Source organism: Colwellia sp. BRX10-1 (assembly GCF_014077545.1).
Classification (GTDB): Bacteria; Pseudomonadota; Gammaproteobacteria; order Enterobacterales; family Alteromonadaceae; genus Colwellia_A.
The window spans coordinates 1-25,656 of record NZ_JACGWC010000038.1 but is presented as its reverse complement, the minus strand read 5'-3'; the positions used below and the strand labels follow the sequence as shown (position 1 = coordinate 25,656).

The window sequence follows — 25,656 nt, the reverse complement described above, 5'->3', positions numbered from 1 at the left end:
AACCTGTTGCTTGGTTATGGGTTTTCCAGACATATCTTTCTCTATTGAATTTGATATATCTAAAGTGTACCAAAACCGGTCAACCTAATTGTCGCGACCCGGCCAAGCTAATTGTCGCCTAATACCCGTTACTAACGTAACGGGTTTTTTGCTTTCTAACGTTTGAAAATACACCATTTATAACTAATTGAGCAGTAGCGCCAACAGTAGTGTGACTTATGTTCGACATGCCCATGTGAGACTAAGACAATACTAAGCTTCTATTTAGGTCGCTCTTTGCCATCCTTGGCAACGCGACATTAGTATATCCCTACACGTCAAAAACCCGTTACTAACGTAACGGGTTTTTTGATTTCTGGCGTTTGAAAATAGAGGTTAAATTTTCATGAAAATAATAATTTAATATTTAAGCTCTTAGCAACAAGGCGTGTTTATTAGCTAGGTAACTCAGAGGTTAGTACCCAATAGTAATTTAGCTCTTTCATTTTATTGACGAAATCATCAAATTTTAAAGGCTTAGTAATATAGCCACTAGCACCTAAGCTATAACATTCCTCTATTTCGGGTGCTGTGCTTGACGTACTTATCATCACGACCGGAATACCAGACAGGGCTGGATCGGCTTTGATTATTTTTAACGTTTCTATACCGCCTTGTCTTGGCATTCTAATATCGAGAAAGACAATATCTGGACGTGTAAATTGACTACTATCTTCAAAGGGGGCTTCATTTCTCAAGTAAGCAACCGCTTGTTCTCCATCCATAACATGCGCGATTGTATTTTTAATATTAAAATCACTAAAAGCATCCATCATCAGTTCTGCATGATCAATATTGTCTTCAACCATTAACGCTGAAATTGCTTTAAGATTATCCATAATTGTTCCCTGTCTGTTTAGCGATACTAAAACGATTTAATCAGTTTGTTTAGCTATTACTTTGACTTTCTTAAATTTCAAGGTAAATAAACTTCCTACACCTAATGCAGATTTCGCTTCTATACTGCCTCTATGATGTTCAATAATGCGTTTAACAATACTTAAGCCTAATCCTGAGCCTGAGAATTTTTTACCATTAACTAGTCGGTTAAACGGCGAGAATATTTTATCAACGTGTATTGGATTGAAACCGATACCATTGTCTTGCAATGATACTTCAATATAATTACCGGTATCGTTCATGACTATGTCGATAATTGGTAAGTTATTATTAAATTTTATGCTGTTAGCAATTAGATTTTGAAACAAGAGTTGTAACAAAGCCATGTTACCTGAGATATTAGCCAGCTCATCCGGTATATTCACTTTAAAATCAGCTTTTATTGTATCTTTAAGTGAGGCTACCGCTTTAGTAATAACCAGCTTTAAGTTAACTGTTTCGAATACTTGATTTGCATAGCCTACAGATAAGTAACTTTGTAAGTCTGATACTAAGCTATGTACATCCGTCGTACTTTTCTCAAGGTAGTCGAACCATTTTAATTCATTGGGTGTACAGTCTATCCTTGAGGTTAAATCGGCTTTTAATGCCTTAGATACTCCCATAATACGACTAATATGACCATTGAAATCATGAGATAAGCTAGCACAAAATGCTTGCATGTCTTGATTATATCCAGCAAATTCTTGTTGGTGCCTAAATCTCTCGATAGCATAACAACATGTTTTATATAGTAATTGCGGTGTTAATTCGTCTTTGGATAAATAGTCTTGAACACCTTTGTTGAGCAATGATTGTGCAATTTCAATACTATTTACTGAAGTTAATATCACCATTGGTAAGGGATTAGTTTGTAAACTTAACCACAGTACAGTTTCGCTTATAGTTGAATCAGGCAGTTGTAAGTCACATAGGCATATATCAAAGTGTTCAGAGGAAAGTCTTGCAATACCTGAAGATAAAGTTTCTGACCTTACGACATGAGCATGTATTTCTGTAATAGACGCCAAAGCATCTTCAATAATCTCAAAATGATCAGAGTTGTCCTCTATTACCATTACTTTCATGATATGTGTTCTCCTATGTCATTAATGAAATGCGAATACATCCATGAAAATTAGACATTATCAACTTAGGTTGCTAATGTAAATGTGTATCAATTGTATTGTTGATTTTCACAAATGGTTATGGATGTCCTTGTGTTTGTGTTTAAAAGCAGATGTTCATACCAGGATGGGTATTAAATGAGAATTTTAATTGTTGATGACGATGAAATTGATAGTGCGCTGGTAAAAAGAGCGTTGAGTACATCTTTACAAAATAGTTACGAAGTGAAAGAGGCTGACTCTGTCGCCAAAGGGCTTGCCCTAATTGAAGCAGAAACCTTTGATGTTATTTTACTTGATTATCATATGCCTGAAGTTAATGGTATTGAAATGATTATCGACATCCGCTCTCGCCCAAATCTTGGTAATACCGCTATTATTGTTATCAGTGCTGCACAAGACAGTTCAATTGCGTTGAACTGTATTGAAGCTGGAGCACAAGACTTTATCACTAAAATTGACATATCACATGTCAAACTCCATCAAGCGATTATACATTCGAAGAAACGCTTTGAAATGGAGCAGCGAATGCATGAAAGCTACTTAGCTTTAAAAAACATGGCCGAAACAGATCAACTAACCGGTCTACATAATCGCTATTATTTTGATGAAACCCTCAAGTTTATGATCGCTAACAGTGACCGTTCAAAACTATCTGTCGGTATGCTAGCCTTGGATTTAGACGACTTTAAACATGTTAATGATTCACTAGGACATCATGCAGGAGATCAATTACTGGTCGATTTGGTTGGCAGAGTAAAAGAATGCTTAAGGATCAATGATGGTTTCGCTCGACTAGGTGGTGACGAATTTGCTATTACCTTAGCCAATGTCCATTCTGTCGAAGAAGTTAACATGATCGCCAATCGTATTTTAACTTCATTTCAAAAGCCATTTTTAATCGAAGGCCATCGTATTAAATGTACTATTAGCATGGGGGCTGCCTTATACCCAAACGATGCGGATAGCCGTGTACAATTGGTCAAGTGCGCTGACATCGCGATGTACAGAGCAAAACAAAATGGTAAAAACGCTTTAAGGTTCTATGAATCTCATTATCAAAATGAATTTAATCGCCGTTTTTTGATTCAAAGTGAAATGACGGAAATCCTGCGTAAATCATCGTTTAGACTATTTTATCAACCGGTATTTTGTGCACATAACGATCAAATTACCGGGGTTGAAGCCCTTATTAGATGGCCTGATTCACCGAAGTCATATACGCCTGATGAATTTATTCCTGTTGCTGAAGAAACACGATTGATTCATGATCTCGGTCAATGGGTACTTACCACCGCGCTAACTGACTTAGCATCATGGCAAAGACGATTTGCCGATAATTTCTCCATGGCCATCAATATCTCAGCCTTACAATTGCAAGATCCTCAATTAACTAAAAAAATAAAAGACGAAACGACACGGCACGGAGTTTTACCTAGTACCATCATCTTAGAAATCACTGAAACAGCACTTTTAGAAGATGATGAAGTAACGCGAGCAACACTTCATTCATTATCATCTCATGGTTTCCAAATAGCATTAGATGATTTTGGTATGGGGTTTTCTTCTATTGCTCATCTAAATAACTTCCCTATTAATATCGTTAAAATCGACAAGTCGTTACAAAACAAGGAGCCAAACGTTAACAAGAAAAAAAGCTTGCTTGAAGCCGTTACTATTATGCTTAAGCTTCTTGATTTCATTGTTGTTGCTGAAGGTATAGAAACAGAGAGTCAATTATTAGTTTGTCATGAACTTAAAATAGATAAGATACAAGGCTATTTATTGGGTAAGCCTATGCCAGCACATATGTTAGAAGAAAAGTTGCTTGCACAGAGCGCATAACTTAATGGTTTTATATATCACTTAATCCTTACGTATAACTTGATATAAGTGGAGCGAAAAATCGATGATATCAGCTTTAATACCCGACAATGAACTGGCTCGTTTGGCAGCATTAGATGAGTATAATATTTTAGATACGCCATCTGAGCTAGCCTATGATCAGCTAACCGAGCTTGTCTCCAGTGTCTGTGGTACTCCTATTGTGCTAATTTCTTTTATTGACGAAAAGCGACAATGGTTTAAGTCTCATTACGGGCTTGAAGTAGGAGAGACTCCGCGTGATATTGCCTTTTGTGCGCATGCTATTCATCAGGATGATGTCTTTGAAATACAAGACAGTCGTAAAGATAAGCGTTTTCATGATAACCCTTTAGTAACCGGACCCGCTCAAGTTATTTTTTATGCAGGTGCTCCATTGATAACACCTGAAGGTCTAAGGTTGGGGACTTTATGTGTCATCGACAACAAACCGTCACAATTGACCGATATTCAAAAAAAACAGTTAACCATTATTGCTCAGCAAGTTGTTGCGCATTTAGAGCTAAAAAAAGTGGCTCGTATCAAAGATAGCCTTGTTTCGAAGTCACTGTCATTAACGAGTAACTTAGTGGCAAAAAATAAGGAACTGGAACAGTTTGTTTTTGCGGTATCACATGACTTGAAATCACCTTTGGTCACTATTAACGGCTTTACGTCCACGTTAGCGAAAGAATTATTGGCTATAACTACCGAAAAACAGCAGCATCGTTTTAGCAGAATCCTTAAAAATGTTAAGCATATGGGGGATCTGCTGACTAATTTACTTGAGCTTTCTAGAGTCATGAAAGGGGATATCACTAAAGAACCTCATGATGTAACTGGCCAGATTGAAAAAAGTTGGCAGAGATTGTTAACTAAGAACAGAATATTGAACGCTGAGCTTATATTAACTAAACCCTTACACTCCATTTTGACTCATCAGCCACTTTTTTCACAATGTATCGATAACTTATTAAAAAATGCCTTGCAATATCGGAGTGTTGAGCGGAATCTACAAGTAAAAATTCATACTGAAGTATCAGACACAGCGATTTCTTTATTTATCCGCGACAATGGTTTAGGTATCGAAAAGAAAGATCACGCACGTGTTTTTGATGTTTTTGAGCAGATTGTTGAAGGTGATGGGACTGGAATTGGCTTGACTATTGTTAAGGCCGTAATGGAAAAACACAGCGGTTTAGTGACTCTAGCCTCTGGATTAGATCAAGGATGTTGCTTTGAATTGCATTTTCCAAGAATATAAATAGAAATATAATCCACTAAATAATCCATATTAGGAATACCCATGAACGAATGGTTACAGCAATTTGCTAACCCCAATTTTATGCCGCACGGCCATTGCTACCTTTGGCGACCTGATATCTTATGGACCCATGTTATTTCTGATATCACTATAGGTGTAGCCTATTATCTGATCACTATTATTTTGGGTATATTACTCTACAAGAGAAAAGAAAGTGTGCCATATAAAGATATATTTTCCTTATTTATGGCGTTTATTTTCTTTTGTGGTACCACCCATTTTGTCGCTATTTATGTAACTTGGTACCCCGCTTATGAGTACCAAGGCTGGATAAAAGCCTTAACCGCTTTTACTTCTATTTTGACTGCCATTGTTTTAGCACCAAAATTACCCGATCTTATTCAATTACCGGGTGTCGAAATTAAATATCATAAGGCACTAAAGGAAGTTGAGGCGTTAAAACATAAAAATGCCCAAATGAGTTCAGTTTATTCTGCAACACTCGACCGAGAAGAACGCGTCATCGAATTAAAAAAAGAAGTTAATTCCCTAATGGTCGAACTTAAGCGAGAGCACGTCTACGATGTTTAACTTCGCCACCTTGTCTATATTAAATTTTTATTGCACATTCGATTTTATGTGGGATATCGATGAATTCTAAGAATTCGGTATTAACTGCGCTACTATTATTCTTCATCACACTAGAAGTACTTATTGCACTCGATTACAAATCGAAACAAAAAGACATGCGTGAGCAACGTGTTTCGGTATATTCGGCTATTATCGAAATGCAAAGTCAGATTGGTTATGTTGGTTTAATACATAATTTTAAAAATGCGATCTTACGGCCCAATGAACCGCACTATCGGGCTGATGCTTTTGAAAACTACCGTAAAGCAAACATCCAATTAGATAAACTAGAAGTACAAGGCGCGTTAATTCTCGGGCAACTTAACATGTTAGCGGTAAGAGACATGCTGGTGGCTTATAAGGAAAGGTTATCTTTGTTACCAGCCTTAACTGAGAAAAATATGAGCATAAGTGAAGTTGATAATTATTTGCGTTACGACGATGAGCCTTCTCATATTGAAATAAAAGTTGTTGCAGATAAGATTGCGATTTTACTTGAAGATAAGATGTCAGACTTACTTCATCACAGCCTTAAATCTGGCTTTATTGTGCTAGTTGCTTTGTTATTGACCTTAGTCGTCATTATACGTTTTTTCTTTAAAGATCAGCAAAAGGCACTCGCGCAAAGTACTATGTTAAACATCAAGATGGAAGGGCATAAAGTTGATATGGCTCGTTCGCAAGCCATCTTATTGAGTATGATGGAAGATGTTGAAAAAGAAAGACGCCAAGCGATTAAACTCAACAAGAAATTAGTTAATAAGAACAAAGAGATGGAACAGTTTATCTATACAGTTTCACACGATCTAAAATCGCCATTAGTCACCATTTCCGCTTTTAGTCATAAATTACAATTAGAACTTGTTGATAAGTTGACCGAAAAGCAAGCATATCGGCTGAGTCGTATCATCGAAAATGTTGATAACATGGAGAGGGTATTAACCGATTTACTTGATTTATCTCGTATTGTTCAACAAGCTATAGAAACCTCTGCGATTAATGTTAAGCAAGTAGTAGAACAACAAAGTGCGGTATTAGAAGAGGGACTTCTCAAAGCCAATGCTACTATTACCCTAGATGACAATTTACATACCGTAAATGCCAATGAACGCTTGGTGTCTGCAGGGATACTGAATTTACTCAGCAATGCTATACGCTATCGAGATCCAGCGACTCCTTTGCTTATTGACATATTTACCAGTCAAACAAAATTATCAACAACAATTCATGTAAAGGACAACGGTATAGGTATCGACTCAAAATACCATAAGTTAATTTTTGGTATCTTTGAAAAGCTTTCCGCAACAAAAGGTACTGGCGTTGGCTTAACGATTGTTAAAACAATAATGGATAAGCATAACGGCAAGGTGCTACTTGCTTCGGCACTGGGCGAAGGATGTTGTTTTTCTCTTGAATTTCCTAACGATGTCAAAGGTAATCATAAAACAGTGAATTAACACTGATAACAGATTCAGGATATTGCTCACACTAACTGTAGTGGGTTATTATTTATCTAATATCATTTATTTTTTTTACTAAAAAGCCGCGTTACTTATCAAGTAAACGCGGCTTTATTTTTTGGGTAGATAATATTACTTTTTCTTTTTACCAAATGGTTGCTTTGGCTTTCTATCATCAAACTGGTTTTCAGAGAAACGTGTTAAGCCTTGCTTACTTTTCTCAGCAGCAGAGCTTGTTGACGGCTTCTTGCCATAAGCTGTCTTAGTCGTTACTGGCTTTTTGCCAAAGGTGGTTTTATTGCCTTTAGCATTATTTTTTCCTTTACCGTTATTCTTATAGTGTTGCTGCTCTTTCTCGCCACGGGTTTCGTTGGGTACCAGACAGCCCGGTTTCGAACCAATTAGCGTTTTTCCTAAGCCCATTTTAGTAAAAGCTTGGCGAAGCATCGGCCAGTTAGCCGGATCATGATAACGTAATATAGCTTTATGTAAGCGACGCTGAATAGTGCCTTTAGGTACGGCGACACTCTTGCTGTTTTTATTTACATTTCGCAGTGAATCTATTTCAGTGTGGTACAAAGTGGTGGCATTGGCTAAAGGTGATGGATAAAAGTTTTGAACTTGGTCTAATTTAAAATCATTACTTTTTAACCAAAGTGCTAAGTTAACCATATCACGATCTGTTGTGCCTGGATGTGCAGAAATAAAGTATGGAATTAAATATTGTTTTTTACCGGCTAACTTAGAGTAATGATCAAACATTTCTTTAAATTTATCATAGCTGCCCATACCTGGCTTCATCATGCTATTTAAAGGACCTTCTTCAGTATGCTCTGGGGCTATTTTTAAGTAACCTCCAACATGATGTGTCGCTAGTTCTTTGACATATTCCGGATCTTGAATCGCTAAATCGTACCTAACGCCTGATGCGATTAATACTTTTTTGATGCCAGGTATTTTTCTTGCAGCACGATATAGCTCAATAGTAGGTGTATGATCTGTATCTAAATGACCACATATTGTGGGCCATACACAAGAGGGTTTACGACAGGTTGCCTCAGCTTTTTCGCTTTTACAATTTAGCTGATACATATTGGCGGTAGGACCACCCAAGTCAGATATTACGCCGGTAAATCCTGGTACTTTTAGTTGAATATCTTTTATTTCATTGAGTATCGATTCTTGTGAACGACTCTGAATAATTCTGCCTTCATGCTCTGTTATCGAACAAAAAGTACAACCACCAAAACAACCACGCATGATGTTAACTGACGTTTTTATCATGTCATAGGCAGGGATTTTTGCATCACCGTAACTTGGGTGCGGTACTCGGGCATAAGGTAAGCCAAATACACCATCCATTTCACTTTCTGTTAAGGGGGTTGCGGGTGGATTTAACCAAATAAGTCTGCTGCCATGACGCTGTACTAGAGGTTTAGCAGAAGTAGGGTTTACTTCCTGGTGAAAAATACGTGAAGCATGGGCATACAATACTTTATTATCACGTACTTGTTCGAAAGTAGGTAAGTTAATATAAGTCGTTTCCCAAGGCTTCTTTTTATCGGCCCAAGATTTATTTTTATGTTGCTCTGCCCGATGCGGTGTCAGTTCAATCACTTGTGCTGTTTTGGTTATATCAGTGTCGGTGTTTTTAGCCGCAGCATCTGCTTCTGCACTGTTCTCAGAACAATCAGTAGAGGTGATTTCTTGATAAGGACTGATTATTGGGTCTATTTTACCGGGTTTATCTATCGAACGAGAGTCGATACCTTTCCAGTTGGGTAATACTTGGTTAGCAAGAAAAGCACTACCCCGAACATCGGTGATATTTTTAACTTCCTCACCATTTGCAATACGGTGGGCAATTTCAATTAAGGGGCGTTCGGCATTACCGTAGACGAGAATATCTGCTTTTGAATCAAATAATACCGATTGACGTACTTTATCTGTCCAGTAATCGTAGTGGGCAATGCGACGTAAGCTTGCTTCGATGCCGCCAATAATTACCGGCACACCTTTATAAGCTTCTTTACAGCGCTGAGTATATGCAGCTACTGCTCTGTCTGGACGTTTTCCGCCTTCATCGTTTGGCGTGTAGGCATCGTCATGACGCATACGACGTTCAGCGGTATAACGATTGATCATTGAATCCATATTTCCGGCTGTAACGCCAAAAAATAGATTAGGTTGTCCTAACTCCATAAAGGCATCTTTGGTATGCCATGCAGGTTGAGCGATAATACCAACACGAAACCCTTGCGACTCTAACATCCGACCAATAATTGCCATTCCAAAACTTGGATGGTCAACATAAGCATCGCCAGTTACTAAAATGATATCACAAGAATCCCAACCTAGGGTGTCCATCTCACTTCGAGACATAGGTAAAAACGGCGCTGTTCCATAGCATTCAGCCCAGTATTTTGGGTATTCGAACAATGAGGTTTTTACTTGTGTGAGCATAATTTGGCCTAGGATTGTGTAAGTAAGATTTTATTGTCGCTGGTCAATACAAAAAACAATAATTTGTTGTATAGAACAAGGCGCGCGATTATAGCAAATTATCATTTTAATTGTATCCTTTATTGATGCATGGGCATGATTTAAAAAGCCTCCATACATTATGACGCAACTTTATTGCGGTTGGTCGCATAAGATTACACTTTGCCGCCAGTTAAATTTACTATTTGATTGTATAAATTTATCGGGTTGAGTATAACTAACTATCTGATGTCCATTCTCAAAATTCACGATTAAAATAAGTCTCTTACCTATGAAAATAAAAATATTAACCGCCGCTATAAGTTTATCTTTAGTTGCCTGTGTAACAACAACGGCTGATCAATCGGCTGAAAAAATTTTAGATGATAACTACAGCAATAATAAATCTGTGGCGGCCGCTAAAGAAGTAAAGACAATCGCTATTGCTAAAGCCGTTGCCCCAAAAGAGTCTTTGTTAACAAATAACGACTTATTAATCACCTTAGAACAAATTATGTCTGACCCAGATTGGATGGGGCGTTCACCACAAAGTTGGTATTGGGGTGATGATAATCAGACTATTTTCTACAAACAAAAACGTGCGGGTAGTCCACTAAGTGATTTATACCGCCAAGCGACGTTGGACAAGGAAGCAGAAAAAGTTAAATTAGCGCAAATGCATGTGGTCAGTGATAGAAATGCACAACGAAATAAAGCCAATACGCATGAAGTTTACACTTTTGAAGGCAATGTTTTTGTTAAAGAGCTAGCGAGTTTAGATGTTCAACAACTGACTTATACGTCAGCTTATGAATATTCAACGATGTTTTTAAATAATGGTAATGTCGCTTACCGAGTTGGCAATAAATTTTTTGAACATGACTTATCCAGTAATAAAATTATTGAATTAGCTAATTTACAATTAAAAAAAGATCCTAAAGACAGTGAGGAGAGTCAGAGCTATATTGCCAGTGAACAACATGACTTAATCGCTTATGTTGCCTTGCAAAAAAGAAATAGCGAACTGCGAAAGAATCAACAAGAAAAACTCAAAGCGCAAAATGCTACACTGACTAAGAGTGACTTCTATTTAGGGGATAATAAACGTATCAATCACGCGAGTCTATCGCCCAACGGTGATAAGCTTATTGTCAGTATTAGTAGCGGTGAATCAAGCCAAGCTGATAGTGATATTATGCCTAACTATATTGCCGATGATGGTCATATAAAAGCGGAAAAGGTCCGTCAGCGTGTTGCTGATAATCGTCAATATAATGATGAGCTTTTTTTACTTGATTTAAAGTCAGGTCAAAAATTTCCGCTTTCTTACGACGTTTTACCCGGTGCTGATGAAGATGTACTTGCCAGTGTAAAAACTGAGAACTATCAACGTGAAGGTAAGGTTTATCAGTCGCAAAAATCACCCCGTAATATTCATGTTATGCAAGCTAATTCCCCTATTCAATGGCACGAAAATGGCAAACAAGTTGCAGTATTACTAGAAGCATGGGACAACAAAGACCGTTGGTTAACAACCGTTAATTTAATGGAGAATAAGCTAGAGAGCCAACATCGCTTACATGATGATGCTTGGATCAACTGGAGCTTTAATGAGTTTGGTTGGTTAAAAGGTGACAATACCTTGTACTACCTCTCAGAAGAAACTGGCTATTCTCATCTTTACAGTAAAAACTTAGCAGGTAAAGCCAAACAACTCACCCGTGGTCAATTTGAAATCAGTGATGTGAGCCTAACGCAAGATAAGTCACGTTTCGTCTTTAAAGCAAATAAAAAACACCCTGGTATTTACGAAATCTATCAAGTAGATATAAAATCTGGTCAGTTTAGTGCTTTAACTGACTTAGGCGGTATGAATGACTATGCATTAAGCCCTGATGATTCAACCTTATTAATTGAACATTCAACAGTAGCCATGCCTCCAGAGCTTTATGTAAAAGCACTTAAAGATGATGCTACGGCGATACGCTTAACTCATACGGTCTCTGAAAAATTCTTAAGTATGCCTTGGACTGCGCCAAGTGTGGTTGCTGTGCCTTCTTCATATCAAGATGAACCTGTTTATTCTCGTGTTTATTTACCAAAAGACTATGATAAAACGGCTGATAAAAATCGTGCGGTAATGTTTAGTCATGGCGCTGGCTATCTACAAAACTCACATTTAGGTTGGTCTGGGTATTTTAGAGAATACATGTTCCATAGTATGTTAGTGCAACAAGGTTATGTCGTTATTGATATGGATTATCGTGCTTCTGCAGGATACGGACGCGATTGGCGAACAGCTATCTATCGCCACATGGGCAAACCTGAAGTACAAGATATGCGTGATGGCGTAAACTGGTTAGTTGATAATGCTAATGTTGATCGTCAACGTATTGGTACTTATGGCGGTTCATATGGCGGCTTTCTAACCTTAATGTCTATGTTCACTCAGCCTGATTTATTTCAGTCAGGTTCGGCACTGCGCTTAGTCTCTGACTGGGCCTATTATAATCATGGTTATACCTCAAATATTTTGAACACCCCTGGCGATGACGCTATTGCTTATGAGAGAAGTTCACCTATTTATTTTGCTGAGGGATTAGAAAAACCCTTATTAATTAATGCGCCAATGGTCGACGATAATGTCTTTTTTCAAGATACCGTACGTTTAGTGCAACGTTTGATTGAGTTAGAAAAGCAAAACTTCGAAACGGCTATTTATCCAGTCGAACCTCATGGTTTTGTCCAACCAAGTTCTTGGTTAAATGAATATCGACGTATCTATAAGTTATTTGAAAATACCTTGTAACTTATGTAAAGCTTGCAAGACTAAAGGGTTACCTTTCTTATGAATTAAGAGCGGTAACCTTTTTTTTTGACGAAGAAAAGAACGACACTCTACTCATTGAAATAAAATGGTTACAGGAAGATGAAACTAATATTTGTGATGTTATTTTATCTCGATTTTATTGTAAATGCTCAGGCTAAAGCGGTATGTAAAGTCAGTTTGGGGAGCATAACTATTTCCCTTATGCCATTATCGAAAAGGGAAGATTAGAGTCAAGTATCATAAAAGATATTCATGATGCTATTACTGAAAAATTGAGCAGTCTGAGCAATATAAAATTTCAAGCTCAGTGATAAGTGAGCATAATATCCTTAGCGCACTTTAAGCTAATTCTAATATATCGATAAAACAATATAATAAGACAATAATCGCGTTGAAAAAAGCAGGTGTTATCGACGATTTTTTAAGAAAAATAAGTCTTTACCTTAATGTTTTTTTTAGTGAAAATGATTTGATAGCCATTAAAAATAATATGGCAAGCACACCACCTAATGCCCCCCATAAATGAGCATTTATTGCTACATTAGCGCCAATCAAGTCAGCGACGTCTTCACTTGCGCCATAATATTGTTCGTGGGCTATCTTTAAAATTACTCCAATAAGTAATAAGTAACCGGTGCGCTCTTTTGCTTTTATATCCTCAATAGCGCCCCAAATAAACAAGCCATGTAAAATACCGGATAAACCCACGTATTGTTCAATGTTTGGCGAAAACCAATGGATGCCAGCAGCACAAATAACAGCACTTATCATAAACACAATCAGATAACTTTTAATGGTGTAGAAATGACCATGTAAAGCCCACAACATAATAACCGCTGCACTATTCAACAGGAAATGGGCACCATTGGTGTGAAAAAAATGTCCGCTAAATACCCGCCAAACTTCGCCTTGTGTGACTAAACTGCGTTGATAAACAAAAAAACCACTTAAACTACTATCAAATATAAAAGCAACCAGTGAAATAATCAGAACTATGGCGGGAACCGTTACTTGTTGAACAGAAATTGGAAAAGCAGAAAGTGACAATCGCATTAAAATAGGCTTATAAACAAAGAGTAAAATATATTTTACTGCATTTTAGATGTTTTTTATATTGAAAATATTCTTAACGTTTAATGGTGAACAGCGTAGACTCATCGTTAATAATTATCTGTTAAGCCCAAATTAATGTCCCGAGCATACTGCTTACAATGCGAACGTCCTGAAAAATCTTGTCTATGTCATTTAGTCACATCGGTTGATAATGATATTCATATCGTGATTTTACAACATCCATTAGAAGTTAAACAAAGTAAAGGCAGTGTAACCTTATTACATCAGTCATTAAAAAATAGCCAAGTTATTGTGGGTGAAAATTTTACTGACAATATTGAAGTACAAAGACTATTAGAGCATTATCATCAACAATGTGCTGTTTTATATCCGGCTAATGATGCCGTTGTTTTAAGTGTCAATAATAGTAATATAACAACACCTAAGTGTTTGTTTATCTTAGACGGCACTTGGAAAAAAGCGTATAAAATGTTTATGAGCAACACTTGGCTGCAACAACTGCCGCATTTTACCTTGGAGAATGATATTGTTGGACAATATCAAATTCGAAAAACAACTAAAAAGCACGCTCTGTCATCACTAGAGGCTTGTTGCTATGCGCTTAGTGTTTTAGAACACCAACGTGATGGAGAAAATAAGTATCAAGCAGTATTGGCAAGCTTTGTAGAATTTAATCATTTTCAGTTATCGTTTAACCCAAACTAGTTTATGTGTTTTTAAGGAAAACTATGTCTCGAATCCCACTATTTCAGCGTTTAAGTATGGTAACGCTATCACTGGTACTTACCTTTACTAGTCAAGCCGAAATAATAAAACAGCAAGAAGATCGTGAACCCGAAGCTGCTACGGGTGTTATCCATAAACAAGCAGTTACCAGCAAAGACTTTATGATCGCGGCAGCTAATCCTTATGCTAGCCAAGTTGGTTTCAACATCCTAAAAAAAGGTGGCAGTGCCATCGATGCGGCGATTGCTGTGCAACTGGTATTGACCTTAGTTGAACCGCAATCTTCAGGGATCGGTGGTGGTGCTTTTATTTTGCATTGGGATAAAAAGGAACAATTATTAACGACTTTTGATGGTCGAGAAACTGCGCCAAAATTGGCAACGGCTGAGCTGTTTTTAGATGATAAAGGTAAAGCCATTTCTTGGATTAAAGCCGTTGTTGGTGGTCGTTCTGTTGGTGTTCCTGGTGTGTTGTCAGCACTAAAACAAGCGCATCAACAATATGGGGTGCTTGCTTGGTCAGAATTGTTTGTCGAAGCCATTGAGCTTGCCGAGCAAGGTTTTATTGTTTCTCCACGGCTCGAAAAACTAGTCTCAATGCAGTTTAATCCAGGCATTAGCCAACTTCCTGAAATAAAGAATTATTTCTTCCCTAATAATATTGCCATAAAAGCCGGTGATCGTTTAATAAACAAAAAGCTTGCTGCTGTTTATAGAAGTATTGCTAAAGATGGACTTAAACCTTTTTATCATGGTTGGATAGCGGAAAAAATTGTTGATGCGGTGCAAAATTCTATCATAGCGCCAGGTAGGCTTACTCTGCAAGATATGGCACATTATCAGCCTAAACAACGACCTGCTGTTTGTGGTAGTTATCGCGACTTTAATATTTGTGGTATGGCACCTCCTAGTTCTGGCGGTGTTGCGGTTATTCAACTGCTTGCCCAACTTCAACCTTACGACTTTGCGAAAGAAAGCCCCAATAGTTTAACGGCCGTGCATTTACTTACACAAAGTTCTCGTTTAGCCTTTGCCGATCGAGAACGATATATTGCCGACAGCGACTTTGTTAATGTACCTGTTGCGGGGCTAATATCTCCTAACTATTTAGCAAAACGCTCGAAATTAATTAATATTGATAAGGATATGGGAACAGCGCAAGCTGGTTTCCCGCAGGGCGCTTTAGCACAAGCAGACGATCTTGCTTTAGAGTTACCATCAACCAGTCATATTTCAATTGTTGATAAACAAGGAAATGCGATATCAATGACGACCAGTGTTGAAATGGCTTTTGGTTCAGCGGTGATGGTGGAAGGCTTTATTTTAAACAATCAATTAACCGATTTTTCATTGGCGCCAAAAGTAAATGGGCAATGGGTAGCAAATCGCTTAGAGCCACTAAAGCGACCTAGAAGCTCCATGGCTCCTACGATGGTATTTAACCAAGATAATTCATTAAAACTTGTTGTGGGTTCACCAGGCGGTAGTCGGATTATAAACTATGTTGCGCAAGCCATTGTTGGTGTAATTGATTGGCAGTTAGACCCTCAAACGGCAATAAATTTACCAAAAGTAACCAATCGTAATAAGGTGACCACCTTAGAAAAAGGCACGAATATTGAATTATTAAAGCCAGCTTTAGAAGCCAAGGGACATAAAGTTATCGTTAGAGATTTAAATAGTGGTCTTCATGCAATTGAAGTGACAGAGCAGGGATTAATTGGCGGTGCAGATCCGCGCAGAGAAGGGGTTGTCTTAGGTTTATAAATCATTTTTTGACCTATCTTTTTTAGGATAGGTCAAAAGTGTATTTTAAAGCATAGACTAATTTAGAAAGGGTCTTTTAATATTTTATCAATAACCCAATCGCCATCTATTTGAATAAGAGATAAGCGCTTAACGTCTTTCAAACGATTATTATCGTAAATACCATCAAAATAAACAGTAATTACCGCTGCGTCTTTGAACTGCTCACGAACTTTTACACCGCTGTCATCAGGCGATGCAACCACTGAATCGTAAGACATATTAAATAAATGGCGGCCAACAGCTTTGGGTGACTTGTAATGTAAGATAATTCGAGACAATTGTGGGCTACAAACTTTGGCTGCTTTCTTCACATTTTTTTCATTATAAAGTGCATCAAAAAAAGCGATAGCGACAACTTCAGGACTTTCTGAAGTTTTAATGTCTCCACTTTCTTCGTCACCACATGCAGTAAGTAGAAGAGTAAATGAGATAATGATTAATTTTAAATAGTTCATAAGCTGTAAATATTACCTGGAAAGTATCCTTATATACTACCTGAAATTATTAACTGATTAGTATTAAATATTATAAAAATTCAAATATTATTGAAATTTTATACAGTAAGCCCAATATATAAACTATCAACGGGTCCTTAGGAGTAACAATTGCAAAATATCATTTTGAACTTTATTTTGTTCATCAGCTCTTTAGTATCCGTTAATGCTGTTATCTCAGTTCCTTTGTCATCTGTGATTAGCAACGATACTCAACAAGTAGAATACATAGAGTATTGTGCTGAAGCTCCCTTACTTATATTACAAAAAACACGTGAAGTTCAGCTATATAAGGCATTAAATGCTCTAAGTATGAGTGGAACTTACTTATATTCGGATTTGTTTCATGACGCTTTTGATTTACATCATGACTCCCTCATACTTGTCGATACACAGATAAGTAGGCAAAAATATAAAATTCAAAAGCAAACCTTTCAAAAGTCTGTGGTAACTATTCATCTACAATTCATTAAAACGCTTTATCAAGTTGAAAGTGAAAACCTCATCGCGTAATCGATTATTTTAATAAATATCCGTTTAATCATTTCATTGATTAAACCTTTTAAATAATTTGATTGAGTGCTCTATGGAAAATTTCTTTACGTATGATTTATATCTGGCGTTAGCGCCATGGTTAGTTTTTGCTGTGCTATCAGTATTGGCGATAATATTAATGAAGCTTGCTAAAAAACGCCGTGGTATAGCGATTGCCTTTGCTGTTTTTGTGCAAATGTTTTCTCCAGATCCTTTTGTGGAGAAAGCGATTGCTATGGTGGTTTCTGAAAAAAGAGCGATTAAAAAGCAGCAAGACGAAGATGGAGAAGGGCAGGGGTTAATAAAAAAGATTGAGTAAAAGCCTACATATACAAATGCCAGACGAAAACGTTCTGGCATTTTCTAAATAATATTGTTTATAAAGAACTCCTTGATGATTTATTCAATAAAGTTAAGATTTCTTCTTTATTCTTTAATATTTTTATATCACTAAATAATTGCTCTGCCTCAGGGTATTGTAATCTTAAGTAACGTAGCCACTGTTTTAATCGACTTGAAAAATAAAAGCTTTTATCGCCAATTAATTCAAGTTCACTGTATTGTTTTAGTAGAGAGCATAGTTGGTGCCAAGGCATAGGTTGTTGATTGTTTTTTATTACCGCTTCCAAGTTTGGCAGAGCAAGTGCGCCACGGCCAAGCATTAAGTTAGCCGTATGGCTTTCCTCGATGCAACGGTGGGCATCTGCTAAGTTCCAAATCTCCCCATTAGCGAAAATTTCTATTGGATATTTTTTGACAATACCAGCAATGAAATGCCAGTAAGCAGGAGGACGATAGCCATCGGCTTTAGTTCTCGCGTGAATGGTGAGTTGATCCGCCTTGGCAGATGTTATTGCGCTTACTATCTCATCTAACAACGAGGCATCATCAAAGCCTAAGCGAATTTTTGCCGACAGTATCACATCTTTGCCAACCGCTTCTTTTACCGCTAGCACTATTTTGTAAATATCTTCAGGTGTTTTTAGTAATGCGGCACCGCCACGATTTTTATTAACGGTTTTAGCAGGACAGCCAAAATTAAGATCAACACCATGTGAGCCTAGTGCTATTGCTCGAACAGCATTTTCTGCCATCCAGTTGGGTTCTTGACCAAGTAACTGCATTCTCAATGGTGTGCCTGACTGCGTGTAACCTTGTTGTTCTAATTCAGGGCAAACTTTGTAGAAACATCGCTCAGGTAAAAGCTGGTCAACAATACGTAGAAACTCAGTAATACAAAAATCGTAATTATTTAATGAGGTGAGTAGACGGCGCATTAAGGCATCAGCAACACCTTCCATTGGTGCTAAAACAACTTTCTTTACTTGAGTATTCATAGATCAGCGAGTAACCTCAAAAGTGAGTGATAAGATTTATCTAAGAGTGAATAAATATTTTCAACCTCATTGAAATTTATTTATTCGGTGAAGGGTCTTTGTTAGTAGCTTACATATGTAGTGCCAAAATTATAATATTAAAGGAAAATATCATGAAAATTTTAAAAAAATCATCATTGACAGCTTTATTAGGTTTATTTGCCTTAACACTTGCCATTTCAGCTCCTGTAAAAGCAGAAATTAACCCTTTTGAAACTAAAAGCATTGTAACGATTACAGCGGCAGATGCTAGCGGAAAATGTGGTGAAGGAAAAGCTGACGAAAAAGCTAAATGCGGCGAAGGTAAAGCAGACAAAAAAGGTAAATGCGGCGAAGGTAAATGTGGTGAAGGTAAAGCAGACAAAAAAGGTAAATGTGGCGAAGGAAAATGTGGTGAAGGTAAAGCAGATAAAAAAGGTAAATGTGGCGAAACCAAAACTGACGCTAAGAAATGTGGCGGTTAATTCTTAATCATTTATTAAACGTGAACACATATCTTTAAAAAAGCTATTTAACCCTTTGTTAAATAGCTTTTTTGTTTGTTTATAGCTATTGCTGTTTGTTGTGTCGCGAGTCATGATAAAAAATGATTCACTACCTAGAGTGAATTATTGTTTTATCACACTTTACCTAGCTATTTTAATGTCCCTGTAAAATCAAATTCCTGGTTACATCGCACTATTTTATTTAAAACAGTGTCTTTCTTAATTAATGTCTTTTTTTCCAAGACTAATGTCTCGAAAAAACAGATAATACCGACCATTAATTACATCTTGCCAATTGGCAGTCGCTAAAACTAAGCAAATCACTGAGCTTTTAGTGCAAAACTTCGGAAATTATTCAATGGAAATCAAAGTTAATTATCTCGACAACCTTAGAATTGAAGCTAAATTTGATGATTTTTCTGTCATCGCTGATCAACCTATTCGCTATAAAGGTGATGGCTCTGCTCCAGGGCCTTTTGATTATTTTTTAGCTTCATCAGCGCTTTGTGCCGCCTATTTTGTTAAGGTTTATTGTACTTCGCGTGATATACCCACTGAAAATATTCGTTTGTCACAAAACAATATCGTAGATCCTGAAGATCGTTATAACCAAATTTTTCAAATTCAGGTTGAGTTGCCTGAAAGCATTTCTGAGAAAGACCGTAAAGGCATTGTCCGTTCCATTGATCGCTGTACTGTTAAAAAAGTCGTTCAAAGTGGACCAGAGTTTAAAGTAGAAATAGTCGATAGTCTTGAAAACGACGCCCAAGCAATGCTTATGGGGCAATCAGCAAGTGACTCCAGCACCTACATTTTAGGTAAAGACTTACCACTTGAACAAACTATTGCCGATATGACAGGTCTGTTGGCTGATTTAGGTATGAAGATTGAAATATCTTCTTGGCGAAATATTGTGCCTAATGTTTGGTCATTGCACATCCGTGATGCGGCATCACCGATGTGCTTTACTAACGGTAAAGGCGCAACGAAAGAAAGTGCGCTTTGCTCTGCACTTGGTGAATTTATTGAGCGTCTTAACTGTAATTTCTTTTATAACGATCAGTTCTTTGGTGTTGATATTGCCAACAGTGATTTTGTTCATTATCCCAATGAAAAATGGTTTAAACCAGGCGTCAATGATGAGTTGCCCAGCGACATACTTGATGAATATTGTTTAGCGATATATAACCCTGACGATGAATTACGGGGTTCGAACCTAATAGATACCAACTCTGGCTTAGCGGAGCGAGGTATTTGCTCTATTCCTTATGTACGCCATTCTGATGGTGAAACCGTCTATTTTCCTTCAAATTTAATTGAAAATTTATTCTTAAGTAATGGTATGAGTGCAGGTAATAATTTACCTGAAGCACAAGTGCAATGCTTGTCAGAAATTTTTGAACGTGCGGTAAAAAAACAAATTATTGCACAAGAAATTATTTTACCCGATGTGCCCAAAGACGTAATCGCAAAATACCCAAGTATTTTAGCAGGCATTGAAGGGTTAGAGGCGCAGGGCTTTCCTATTGTCGTTAAAGATGCATCGTTAGGTGGTCAATTCCCGGTCATGTGTGTCACGCTTATGAACCCTAAAACGGGTGGTGTCTTTGCCTCCTTTGGTGCTCATCCAAGTTTTGAAGTTGCGCTAGAAAGGAGTTTGACGGAGTTGTTACAAGGAAGAAGCTTTGAAGGCTTAAACGATGTACCCAAGCCAACATTTAATAGCATGGCGGTTACCGAACCTGAAAACTTTGTTGATCACTTTATTGACTCAACAGGTGTTGTTTCCTGGCGTTTCTTTAGCAGTAAAGCTGATTATGAATTTTGCGAATGGGATTTTTCTGGCACCAACGAAGAAGAAAATGCTGTGTTAATGGCGATTTTGAAAGACTTGGGCAAAGAAGTCTATATCGCAGAGTTTAATCAATTGGGGGCTACTGCTTGTCGTATGCTAGTGCCAGACTATTCAGAAGTGTATCCGGTTGAAGACCTTATTTGGGACAACACCAATAAATCTCTTGAATACCGCGAAGATATTTTAAATCTTCACATTTTAAGTGAAGAACAATTAGTCGCTTTAGTTGAGCGTTTAGAAGATAGCCAACAAGATAACTACATTGATATAAAAACATTAATTGGTATTGAGTTTGATGAAAATACCGTTTGGGGTCAGCTCACTATTCTTGAATTAAAGATTCTTATTTATCTTGCCTTAGGCGCTTTAGAAGAGGCTATTGAATTAGTTGGAGAGTTTTTACAATACAATGACAATACGGTTGAACGTGGCTTATTTTATCAAGCGGTTCATGCGGTATTAGAAGTTACCCTAGACGAAGAGATGGAACTTGAAGACTATATCGGTAACTTTAATCGAATGTTTGGTGAGGAGACTATGGAACACGTGGTTGGTTCAGTCTTTGGTGAAGTTAGGTTTTATGGTTTAACACCAACAAGTATCAAACTTGAAGGTTTAGATAAGCACCTGAGGTTGATTGAAAGCTACAAAAAATTACACCAAGCACGTAAAATAGCGGCTGAAAAATAGTAAAAACATATCATGTAAAAAGCCAATATCTACTATAGGTATTGGCTTTTTATAAACGTTGCGCATTTAAATTTTAAATCTTAAGTTTAATGAGCATTAATCAGTTTTATACACCTCGGTTCTGTTTCTGCCAAGTTCTTTTGCTTTATATAGGGCATTATCAGCCTGAGCGTAGAAGTCAGTAAATGATATTTTATCGTTACAAATACTGGCACCAATACTTACCATTAATGGTTTGTTATCAACCTTAATGTTAGCAATTAACTGATGTAATCTTTCACAAAATAATAAAACATTCACTTTGTCTGTGTCAGGTAGCATGATCAAAAATTCTTCACCACCAAAGCGAGCAACGAGGTCTGTTTGTCGACAAAAGGCTTTCAACTTTTGACCAAGCTCTTTTAATACTCGGTCTCCTGATAAATGGCCAAAGCTATCATTTATTTTCTTAAAGTGATCAATGTCGAGCATTAATAAACCAACCGATTGATGAGATCTTGCTGCCTGCTCAAGGACTAAAATGCTTCGCGATTTCATTTCTCTTCTATTTAATAACTCGGTTAATTCGTCAGTAGAAGCAAGTAATTTCAAAGCTTCTGCTTGCTCTTCTAATGTTTCGCGGGTTTTTAATAATTCATTATAAAGTTGGTCTCTTTTAGAGGCATTAAAAAAGCTCCAGTAAATACAGCCATCATCACCTAAATGCGCGTTCACGGTTACTGGAATGCGAGCCCCTTGAGCATTAAATATAATTAACTGCATTTCTTCACACGTTTTCTCATGTAAAAGTGTTGGAATGAGATAACTTTGAAAAAATATTTTTGACGATTTTGTGAAAATTACGTCTGTACTTTTACCAATAAGGGCTGCTGGTTGCCATAATAGTTCAGTAGTGAAATATGCATTAACATAGGTAATAACTCTTGACGAATTAGTGACTAAAGCACCGCAAGGAAAACTATCCAGCGAATAATTTTGCATGTTACTTTGTGCTTTACTTTTGCGTGTTGTGGTCATTGTTCGCGTATTCTATTATTAAGTCGACAATTTCGTTCGGATGCGTCATATGTAAACAATGTCCGTCAGCCAGAATCACTTCCAGTTGACTATTTTTTATTTGGCTATGAATAAACTCACCAACAGTCGTCGCAGCCAAGGCATCATTTTTACTTTGAAAAATTAATGAAGGTTGCTTTATATCTTTTAAAATATGGCGATAATCAGATAAAAATGTTGCTTCAGCAAAATTCTTCGCTATAACAGGGTCAGTAGAGCAAAAACTTCCCGTTAACTCTCCTATTAAATCCGTTGAATTATCATCTCCTATCACTAATGGCGCTAAATAATCAGCCCAACCAATATAATTTTTATCCATCAGGCTTAATAATTCGAGTAAATCTTCTTTTTCAAAGCCGCCCAAGTATTCAGGAGGAAAGTTTAGAAAACAAGGTGAAGGGCATATCATGATAAGCTTAGAAAAAAAATCAGGCCTTTTATTGGCGGCAATCGCACCGATAATACTACTTACAGAGTGTCCGACAAAGATTGCATTTGATAGCTCTAGCACTTCAGCTATTTCAATAATATCTTCGGCATACCCATCAAGTTGGCTATAACGTTTCTTGTTGTATTGTGAGATATCTGAACCACCAGAGCCGACATAATCAAAGAGTACGATGGTAAACTTGTTCAGTAGCTTTGGCGTTAAAAAGCGCCACATGTTTTGATCGCAACCAAAACCGTGCGCAAGAAAAAGTGTTTTATCACCTTTTCCAACAATTTTAACATTATTTCTAATCAACACCTCTTTTGACAAAAGCATAATATTTCCTACTCAAATGTATCGTTAATTAACGGTTAATAACCTTGTTTATACTACTATCTAATAATCTTGCTTATATTACCACAGAAGGAAACAGTTGCAGCGTTTGCTCAATTATATCAGTTTTCTGACTTTTCGCTAAATAAGCGGCATATATATCTCTTGAATATACCGGCGCTTCTTCAACTAGGTATAATTTATTTTTCTCGATATACTCAAAAGTCATTTGTCTGGGTAAATAAGCACTTCCGCCGGCGTCCAATAGAAAATTTAATGCAATTCTTGGTTGGCTCATATAGTGTCTTGCCGGAGGAGCATCTTGAAATTCTCGAAGGTGTTGCGCATTCACTGATTCACCATAGTCGACCATTATGTGGTTATCTAATGTTAACTTTTCGATAGTATCGTTTGGCTCTGTGGTCACTAAATGTAGTGGAACCGTGGCGACTTTTTCAGTGATTAAATCTTTAACAAACGGCGGCTCGAAAAAAAAGGCAACATCGACCACACGACTCAGTAAACTCTTTCTAAGCTCTAACGGCGAGTAAGTGTTGGTTAATAAACTAACATCATCAAGATTGCGATGTATCTTTTTTAACCAATCTTGTAAGACAATATCCCAAATAGACATCATAGAGCCAACAACTAATTGATAAGTATCACTGTCTGCAACACCAACATCTTGTTTAGTTTTTTGCCACATAAACAATAACTCATTAGCATGTTTTATTAACCGATTACCTTCTGGGGTTAATTTTAAATGCTTTTGGCTTCGGTCAAACAACAGCACACCTAAGTCACCTTCTAATAACTTAATCCTTGCGCTTACTGCAGATTGAGTAATGAATAAGTTCTCAGATGCTATTCTAAAGTGTAATGTACGGCTCACTTCAAGAAATGTTTTTAATAGTTCGATTCTCATACAAACCTCGACAAACAACGCAATCATTTTTTTTGATTAAACTCATCAAAATATAGCGCTATATTATTTAATAAGCTGACTATACACTCCACAGCACTTATTACCTCACTTTTTATCATTAAATAAAAGTGAATATCAAAAGACTGACTTATGAAAATTGCTATCTTATCTAGAAATAAAAAACTTTACTCTACCCGTCGTTTAAAAGAAGCGGGTGAAGCTATGGGCCATGAAGTTGATATTATCGATACTTTGCATTGCTATATGGACATTACGAGTAGCCGTTCATCGGTGCGTTATCACGGTAAAGAACTACCAAAGTATGATGCAATTATTCCTCGTATTGGCGCCTCTGTGACTTTTTATGGCACAGCTGTGGCAAGACAATTTGAAATGATGGGTACCTTCAACATTAATGAGTCCGTCGCTATCAGCCGCTCACGCGATAAATTACGGTCATTACAGTTGCTATCGCGTAAAGGTTTGGGTTTACCGCGAACGGGTTTTGCCAGCAAACCTGATAATGCCAAAGATTTAATTAAAAATGTTGGCGGCGCGCCGGTGGTTATTAAGTTGCTCGAAGGCACGCAGGGCATAGGCGTAGTATTAGCCGATACGGCTAAATCAGCTGAAGCCATTATCGAAGCGTTTATGGGTTTAAACGCGAATATTTTGGTACAAGAGTTTATTAAAGAAGCCGGTGGTGCTGATATTCGCTGTTTAGTGATTGGCGGTAAAGTGGTTGCGGCGATGAAACGTCAAGGCGCTGAAGGTGAGTTTCGTTCTAATTTACATCGTGGCGGCTCTGCTGAAGTGGTTAAATTATCTAAGGCTGAGCGTGATACTGCTGTCAGTGCTGCAAAAGCGATGGGTTTGAACATGTGTGGTGTCGATTTACTGCGTTCACAAAATGGTCCTATGGTCATGGAAGTTAATTCATCTCCTGGCCTTGAAGGTATCGAAAAAGCGACAGGCAAAAATGTTGCCGGGATGGTGTTTGAGTTTTTAGAAAAAAATGCAAAACCTCATGACACCAAAACACGTGGCAAAGGATAATGAAAGTGAGTTCTACAGACATATTACGCATTGGTGAATTTGAAATTTTACCTGGAGAGCAGCGCAAAATAGAGTTGCCGGTTGCTAAGTTATATACCGATGCCGACGTTTCTTTACCCGTTCATATTATTCGCGCTAAAAAACCGGGGCCCACTATTTTTTTGAGTGCGGCGGTACATGGCGACGAATTAAATGGTATTGAAATTATTCGACGCTTGATCCACGAAAAGAAACTTAAAAT

22 protein-coding genes are annotated in these 25,656 nt (G+C 37.3%); 13 read left to right on the top strand and 9 right to left on the bottom strand.

The genetic code is table 11. From position 1 onward, the window contains the following. Positions 1-434: 434 nt before the first annotated feature. Positions 435-878, bottom strand: coding sequence for a response regulator (locus H4J75_RS18620; protein ID WP_182222936.1), 444 nt, complete (start codon positions 876-878; stop codon positions 435-437). A gap of 36 nt (positions 879-914) precedes the next feature. Continuing rightward, entirely contained in the window at positions 915-2,006 is a 1,092-nt protein-coding gene (locus tag H4J75_RS18615) for a hybrid sensor histidine kinase/response regulator (protein WP_182222935.1), read from the bottom strand. A 177-nt stretch (positions 2,007-2,183) separates the two neighbouring features. Between H4J75_RS18615 and H4J75_RS18610 the strand changes: the two genes are divergently transcribed. The 4 genes from H4J75_RS18610 (at position 2,184) to H4J75_RS18595 (ending at position 7,259) form a co-directional block, all read left to right on the top strand. Then, positions 2,184-3,890, top strand: coding sequence for a GGDEF domain-containing response regulator (locus H4J75_RS18610; RefSeq protein WP_182222934.1), 1,707 nt, complete (start codon positions 2,184-2,186; stop codon positions 3,888-3,890). Between the two features lie 64 nt (positions 3,891-3,954). Then, the gene (locus H4J75_RS18605) at positions 3,955-5,172 is read left to right on the top strand and encodes an ATP-binding protein (RefSeq protein WP_182222933.1); all 1,218 of its coding nucleotides are present in this window, start codon (positions 3,955-3,957) and stop codon (positions 5,170-5,172) included. Between the two features lie 42 nt (positions 5,173-5,214). Beyond that, positions 5,215-5,763 (top strand): hypothetical protein, encoded by a 549-nt coding sequence (locus H4J75_RS18600; protein ID WP_182222932.1) that lies wholly within the window; start codon positions 5,215-5,217, stop codon positions 5,761-5,763. 59 nt (positions 5,764-5,822) lie between these two features. Further along, a complete protein-coding gene (locus H4J75_RS18595) occupies positions 5,823-7,259 on the top strand; it encodes an ATP-binding protein (RefSeq protein WP_182222931.1) in 1,437 nt (478 codons plus the stop codon). 135 nt (positions 7,260-7,394) lie between these two features. Here H4J75_RS18595 and H4J75_RS18590 read toward each other — a convergent pair whose 3' ends face one another. Continuing rightward, the gene (locus H4J75_RS18590) at positions 7,395-9,725 is read right to left on the bottom strand and encodes a YgiQ family radical SAM protein (protein WP_182222930.1); all 2,331 of its coding nucleotides are present in this window, start codon (positions 9,723-9,725) and stop codon (positions 7,395-7,397) included. A gap of 310 nt (positions 9,726-10,035) precedes the next feature. On the opposite strand from H4J75_RS18590, the gene H4J75_RS18585 reads away from it, so the two are divergent. After that, positions 10,036-12,552 carry a prolyl oligopeptidase family serine peptidase gene (locus H4J75_RS18585; protein WP_182222929.1) on the top strand — a complete coding sequence of 839 codons (2,517 nt, stop codon included), beginning with the start codon at positions 10,036-10,038 and terminating at the stop codon, positions 12,550-12,552. 459 nt (positions 12,553-13,011) lie between these two features. Here the strand turns inward: H4J75_RS18585 and rrtA are convergent, their stop codons facing one another. After that, positions 13,012-13,626: a rhombosortase gene (gene rrtA, locus H4J75_RS18580; RefSeq protein WP_182222928.1), complete on the bottom strand. Its 615-nt coding sequence runs from the start codon at positions 13,624-13,626 to the stop codon at positions 13,012-13,014. A gap of 135 nt (positions 13,627-13,761) precedes the next feature. Here rrtA and H4J75_RS18575 point away from each other — a divergent pair, with 135 nt between their 5' ends. Together H4J75_RS18575 and ggt are read left to right on the top strand one after the other, a co-directional pair. Further along, positions 13,762-14,352, top strand: a complete 591-nt coding sequence (locus tag H4J75_RS18575) for a tRNA-uridine aminocarboxypropyltransferase (protein WP_182222927.1) — start codon at positions 13,762-13,764, stop codon at positions 14,350-14,352. Positions 14,353-14,375: 23 nt separating this feature from the next. Continuing rightward, positions 14,376-16,139, top strand: coding sequence for a gamma-glutamyltransferase (gene ggt, locus H4J75_RS18570; protein ID WP_182222926.1), 1,764 nt, complete (start codon positions 14,376-14,378; stop codon positions 16,137-16,139). Between the two features lie 62 nt (positions 16,140-16,201). Here the strand turns inward: ggt and H4J75_RS18565 are convergent, their stop codons facing one another. After that, entirely contained in the window at positions 16,202-16,636 is a 435-nt protein-coding gene (locus H4J75_RS18565; protein WP_182218085.1) for a hypothetical protein, read from the bottom strand. Between the two features lie 150 nt (positions 16,637-16,786). Here H4J75_RS18565 and H4J75_RS18560 point away from each other — a divergent pair, with 150 nt between their 5' ends. Beyond that, a complete protein-coding gene (locus H4J75_RS18560) occupies positions 16,787-17,188 on the top strand; it encodes a hypothetical protein (protein ID WP_182218087.1) in 402 nt (133 codons plus the stop codon). Between the two features lie 73 nt (positions 17,189-17,261). After that, positions 17,262-17,528: a hypothetical protein gene (locus H4J75_RS18555; RefSeq protein ID WP_182218089.1), complete on the top strand. Its 267-nt coding sequence runs from the start codon at positions 17,262-17,264 to the stop codon at positions 17,526-17,528. A gap of 58 nt (positions 17,529-17,586) precedes the next feature. On the opposite strand, the gene H4J75_RS18550 is transcribed toward H4J75_RS18555, so the two are convergent. Continuing rightward, entirely contained in the window at positions 17,587-18,546 is a 960-nt protein-coding gene (locus tag H4J75_RS18550) for a tRNA-dihydrouridine synthase (protein WP_182222925.1), read from the bottom strand. Positions 18,547-18,698: 152 nt separating this feature from the next. On the opposite strand from H4J75_RS18550, the gene H4J75_RS18545 reads away from it, so the two are divergent. After that, positions 18,699-19,049 (top strand): hypothetical protein, encoded by a 351-nt coding sequence (locus H4J75_RS18545; RefSeq protein WP_182222924.1) that lies wholly within the window; start codon positions 18,699-18,701, stop codon positions 19,047-19,049. 379 nt (positions 19,050-19,428) lie between these two features. After that, a complete protein-coding gene (locus tag H4J75_RS18540; protein ID WP_182222923.1) occupies positions 19,429-21,615 on the top strand; it encodes an OsmC domain/YcaO domain-containing protein in 2,187 nt (728 codons plus the stop codon). A 96-nt stretch (positions 21,616-21,711) separates the two neighbouring features. Here the strand turns inward: H4J75_RS18540 and H4J75_RS18535 are convergent, their stop codons facing one another. The 3 genes from H4J75_RS18535 to H4J75_RS18525 form a co-directional block, all read right to left on the bottom strand. Beyond that, a complete protein-coding gene (locus tag H4J75_RS18535; RefSeq protein WP_182218097.1) occupies positions 21,712-22,632 on the bottom strand; it encodes a diguanylate cyclase in 921 nt (306 codons plus the stop codon). After that, positions 22,610-23,437, bottom strand: coding sequence for an alpha/beta fold hydrolase (locus tag H4J75_RS18530; protein ID WP_182222922.1), 828 nt, complete (start codon positions 23,435-23,437; stop codon positions 22,610-22,612). Before H4J75_RS18530 ends, H4J75_RS18535 begins: the two co-directional genes overlap by 23 nt. Before the next feature lie 73 nt (positions 23,438-23,510). After that, complete coding sequence (locus H4J75_RS18525) at positions 23,511-24,359, bottom strand: LysR family transcriptional regulator (RefSeq protein ID WP_182218101.1); 849 nt, start codon at positions 24,357-24,359, stop codon at positions 23,511-23,513. A 150-nt stretch (positions 24,360-24,509) separates the two neighbouring features. Between H4J75_RS18525 and rimK the strand changes: the two genes are divergently transcribed. Further along, positions 24,510-25,415 (top strand): 30S ribosomal protein S6--L-glutamate ligase, encoded by a 906-nt coding sequence (rimK, locus tag H4J75_RS18520; RefSeq protein ID WP_070376387.1) that lies wholly within the window; start codon positions 24,510-24,512, stop codon positions 25,413-25,415. Between the two features lie 5 nt (positions 25,416-25,420). Further along, positions 25,421-25,656: succinylglutamate desuccinylase/aspartoacylase family protein (locus H4J75_RS18515; RefSeq protein ID WP_310733778.1), on the top strand; the 236-nt coding region annotated here is incomplete at its 3' end.

What these genes read in the sequence shown, in the direction of transcription:
- H4J75_RS18620 (WP_182222936.1), bottom strand. Translation starts at nt 878, where the DNA reads ATGGATAATCTTAAAGCAATTTCAGCGTTAATGGTTGAAGACAATATT.
- H4J75_RS18615 (WP_182222935.1), bottom strand. Translation starts at nt 2,006, where the DNA reads ATGAAAGTAATGGTAATAGAGGACAACTCTGATCATTTTGAGATTATT.
- H4J75_RS18610 (WP_182222934.1), top strand. Translation starts at nt 2,184, where the DNA reads ATGAGAATTTTAATTGTTGATGACGATGAAATTGATAGTGCGCTGGTA.
- H4J75_RS18605 (WP_182222933.1), top strand. Translation starts at nt 3,955, where the DNA reads ATGATATCAGCTTTAATACCCGACAATGAACTGGCTCGTTTGGCAGCA.
- H4J75_RS18600 (WP_182222932.1), top strand. Translation starts at nt 5,215, where the DNA reads ATGAACGAATGGTTACAGCAATTTGCTAACCCCAATTTTATGCCGCAC.
- H4J75_RS18595 (WP_182222931.1), top strand. Translation starts at nt 5,823, where the DNA reads ATGAATTCTAAGAATTCGGTATTAACTGCGCTACTATTATTCTTCATC.
- H4J75_RS18590 (WP_182222930.1), bottom strand. Translation starts at nt 9,725, where the DNA reads ATGCTCACACAAGTAAAAACCTCATTGTTCGAATACCCAAAATACTGG.
- H4J75_RS18585 (WP_182222929.1), top strand. Translation starts at nt 10,036, where the DNA reads ATGAAAATAAAAATATTAACCGCCGCTATAAGTTTATCTTTAGTTGCC.
- rrtA (WP_182222928.1), bottom strand. Translation starts at nt 13,626, where the DNA reads ATGCGATTGTCACTTTCTGCTTTTCCAATTTCTGTTCAACAAGTAACG.
- H4J75_RS18575 (WP_182222927.1), top strand. Translation starts at nt 13,762, where the DNA reads ATGTCCCGAGCATACTGCTTACAATGCGAACGTCCTGAAAAATCTTGT.
- ggt (WP_182222926.1), top strand. Translation starts at nt 14,376, where the DNA reads ATGTCTCGAATCCCACTATTTCAGCGTTTAAGTATGGTAACGCTATCA.
- H4J75_RS18565 (WP_182218085.1), bottom strand. Translation starts at nt 16,636, where the DNA reads ATGAACTATTTAAAATTAATCATTATCTCATTTACTCTTCTACTTACT.
- H4J75_RS18555 (WP_182218089.1), top strand. Translation starts at nt 17,262, where the DNA reads ATGGAAAATTTCTTTACGTATGATTTATATCTGGCGTTAGCGCCATGG.
- H4J75_RS18550 (WP_182222925.1), bottom strand. Translation starts at nt 18,546, where the DNA reads ATGAATACTCAAGTAAAGAAAGTTGTTTTAGCACCAATGGAAGGTGTT.
- H4J75_RS18545 (WP_182222924.1), top strand. Translation starts at nt 18,699, where the DNA reads ATGAAAATTTTAAAAAAATCATCATTGACAGCTTTATTAGGTTTATTT.
- H4J75_RS18540 (WP_182222923.1), top strand. Translation starts at nt 19,429, where the DNA reads ATGGAAATCAAAGTTAATTATCTCGACAACCTTAGAATTGAAGCTAAA.
- H4J75_RS18535 (WP_182218097.1), bottom strand. Translation starts at nt 22,632, where the DNA reads ATGACCACAACACGCAAAAGTAAAGCACAAAGTAACATGCAAAATTAT.
- H4J75_RS18530 (WP_182222922.1), bottom strand. Translation starts at nt 23,437, where the DNA reads ATGCTTTTGTCAAAAGAGGTGTTGATTAGAAATAATGTTAAAATTGTT.
- H4J75_RS18525 (WP_182218101.1), bottom strand. Translation starts at nt 24,359, where the DNA reads ATGAGAATCGAACTATTAAAAACATTTCTTGAAGTGAGCCGTACATTA.
- rimK (WP_070376387.1), top strand. Translation starts at nt 24,510, where the DNA reads ATGAAAATTGCTATCTTATCTAGAAATAAAAAACTTTACTCTACCCGT.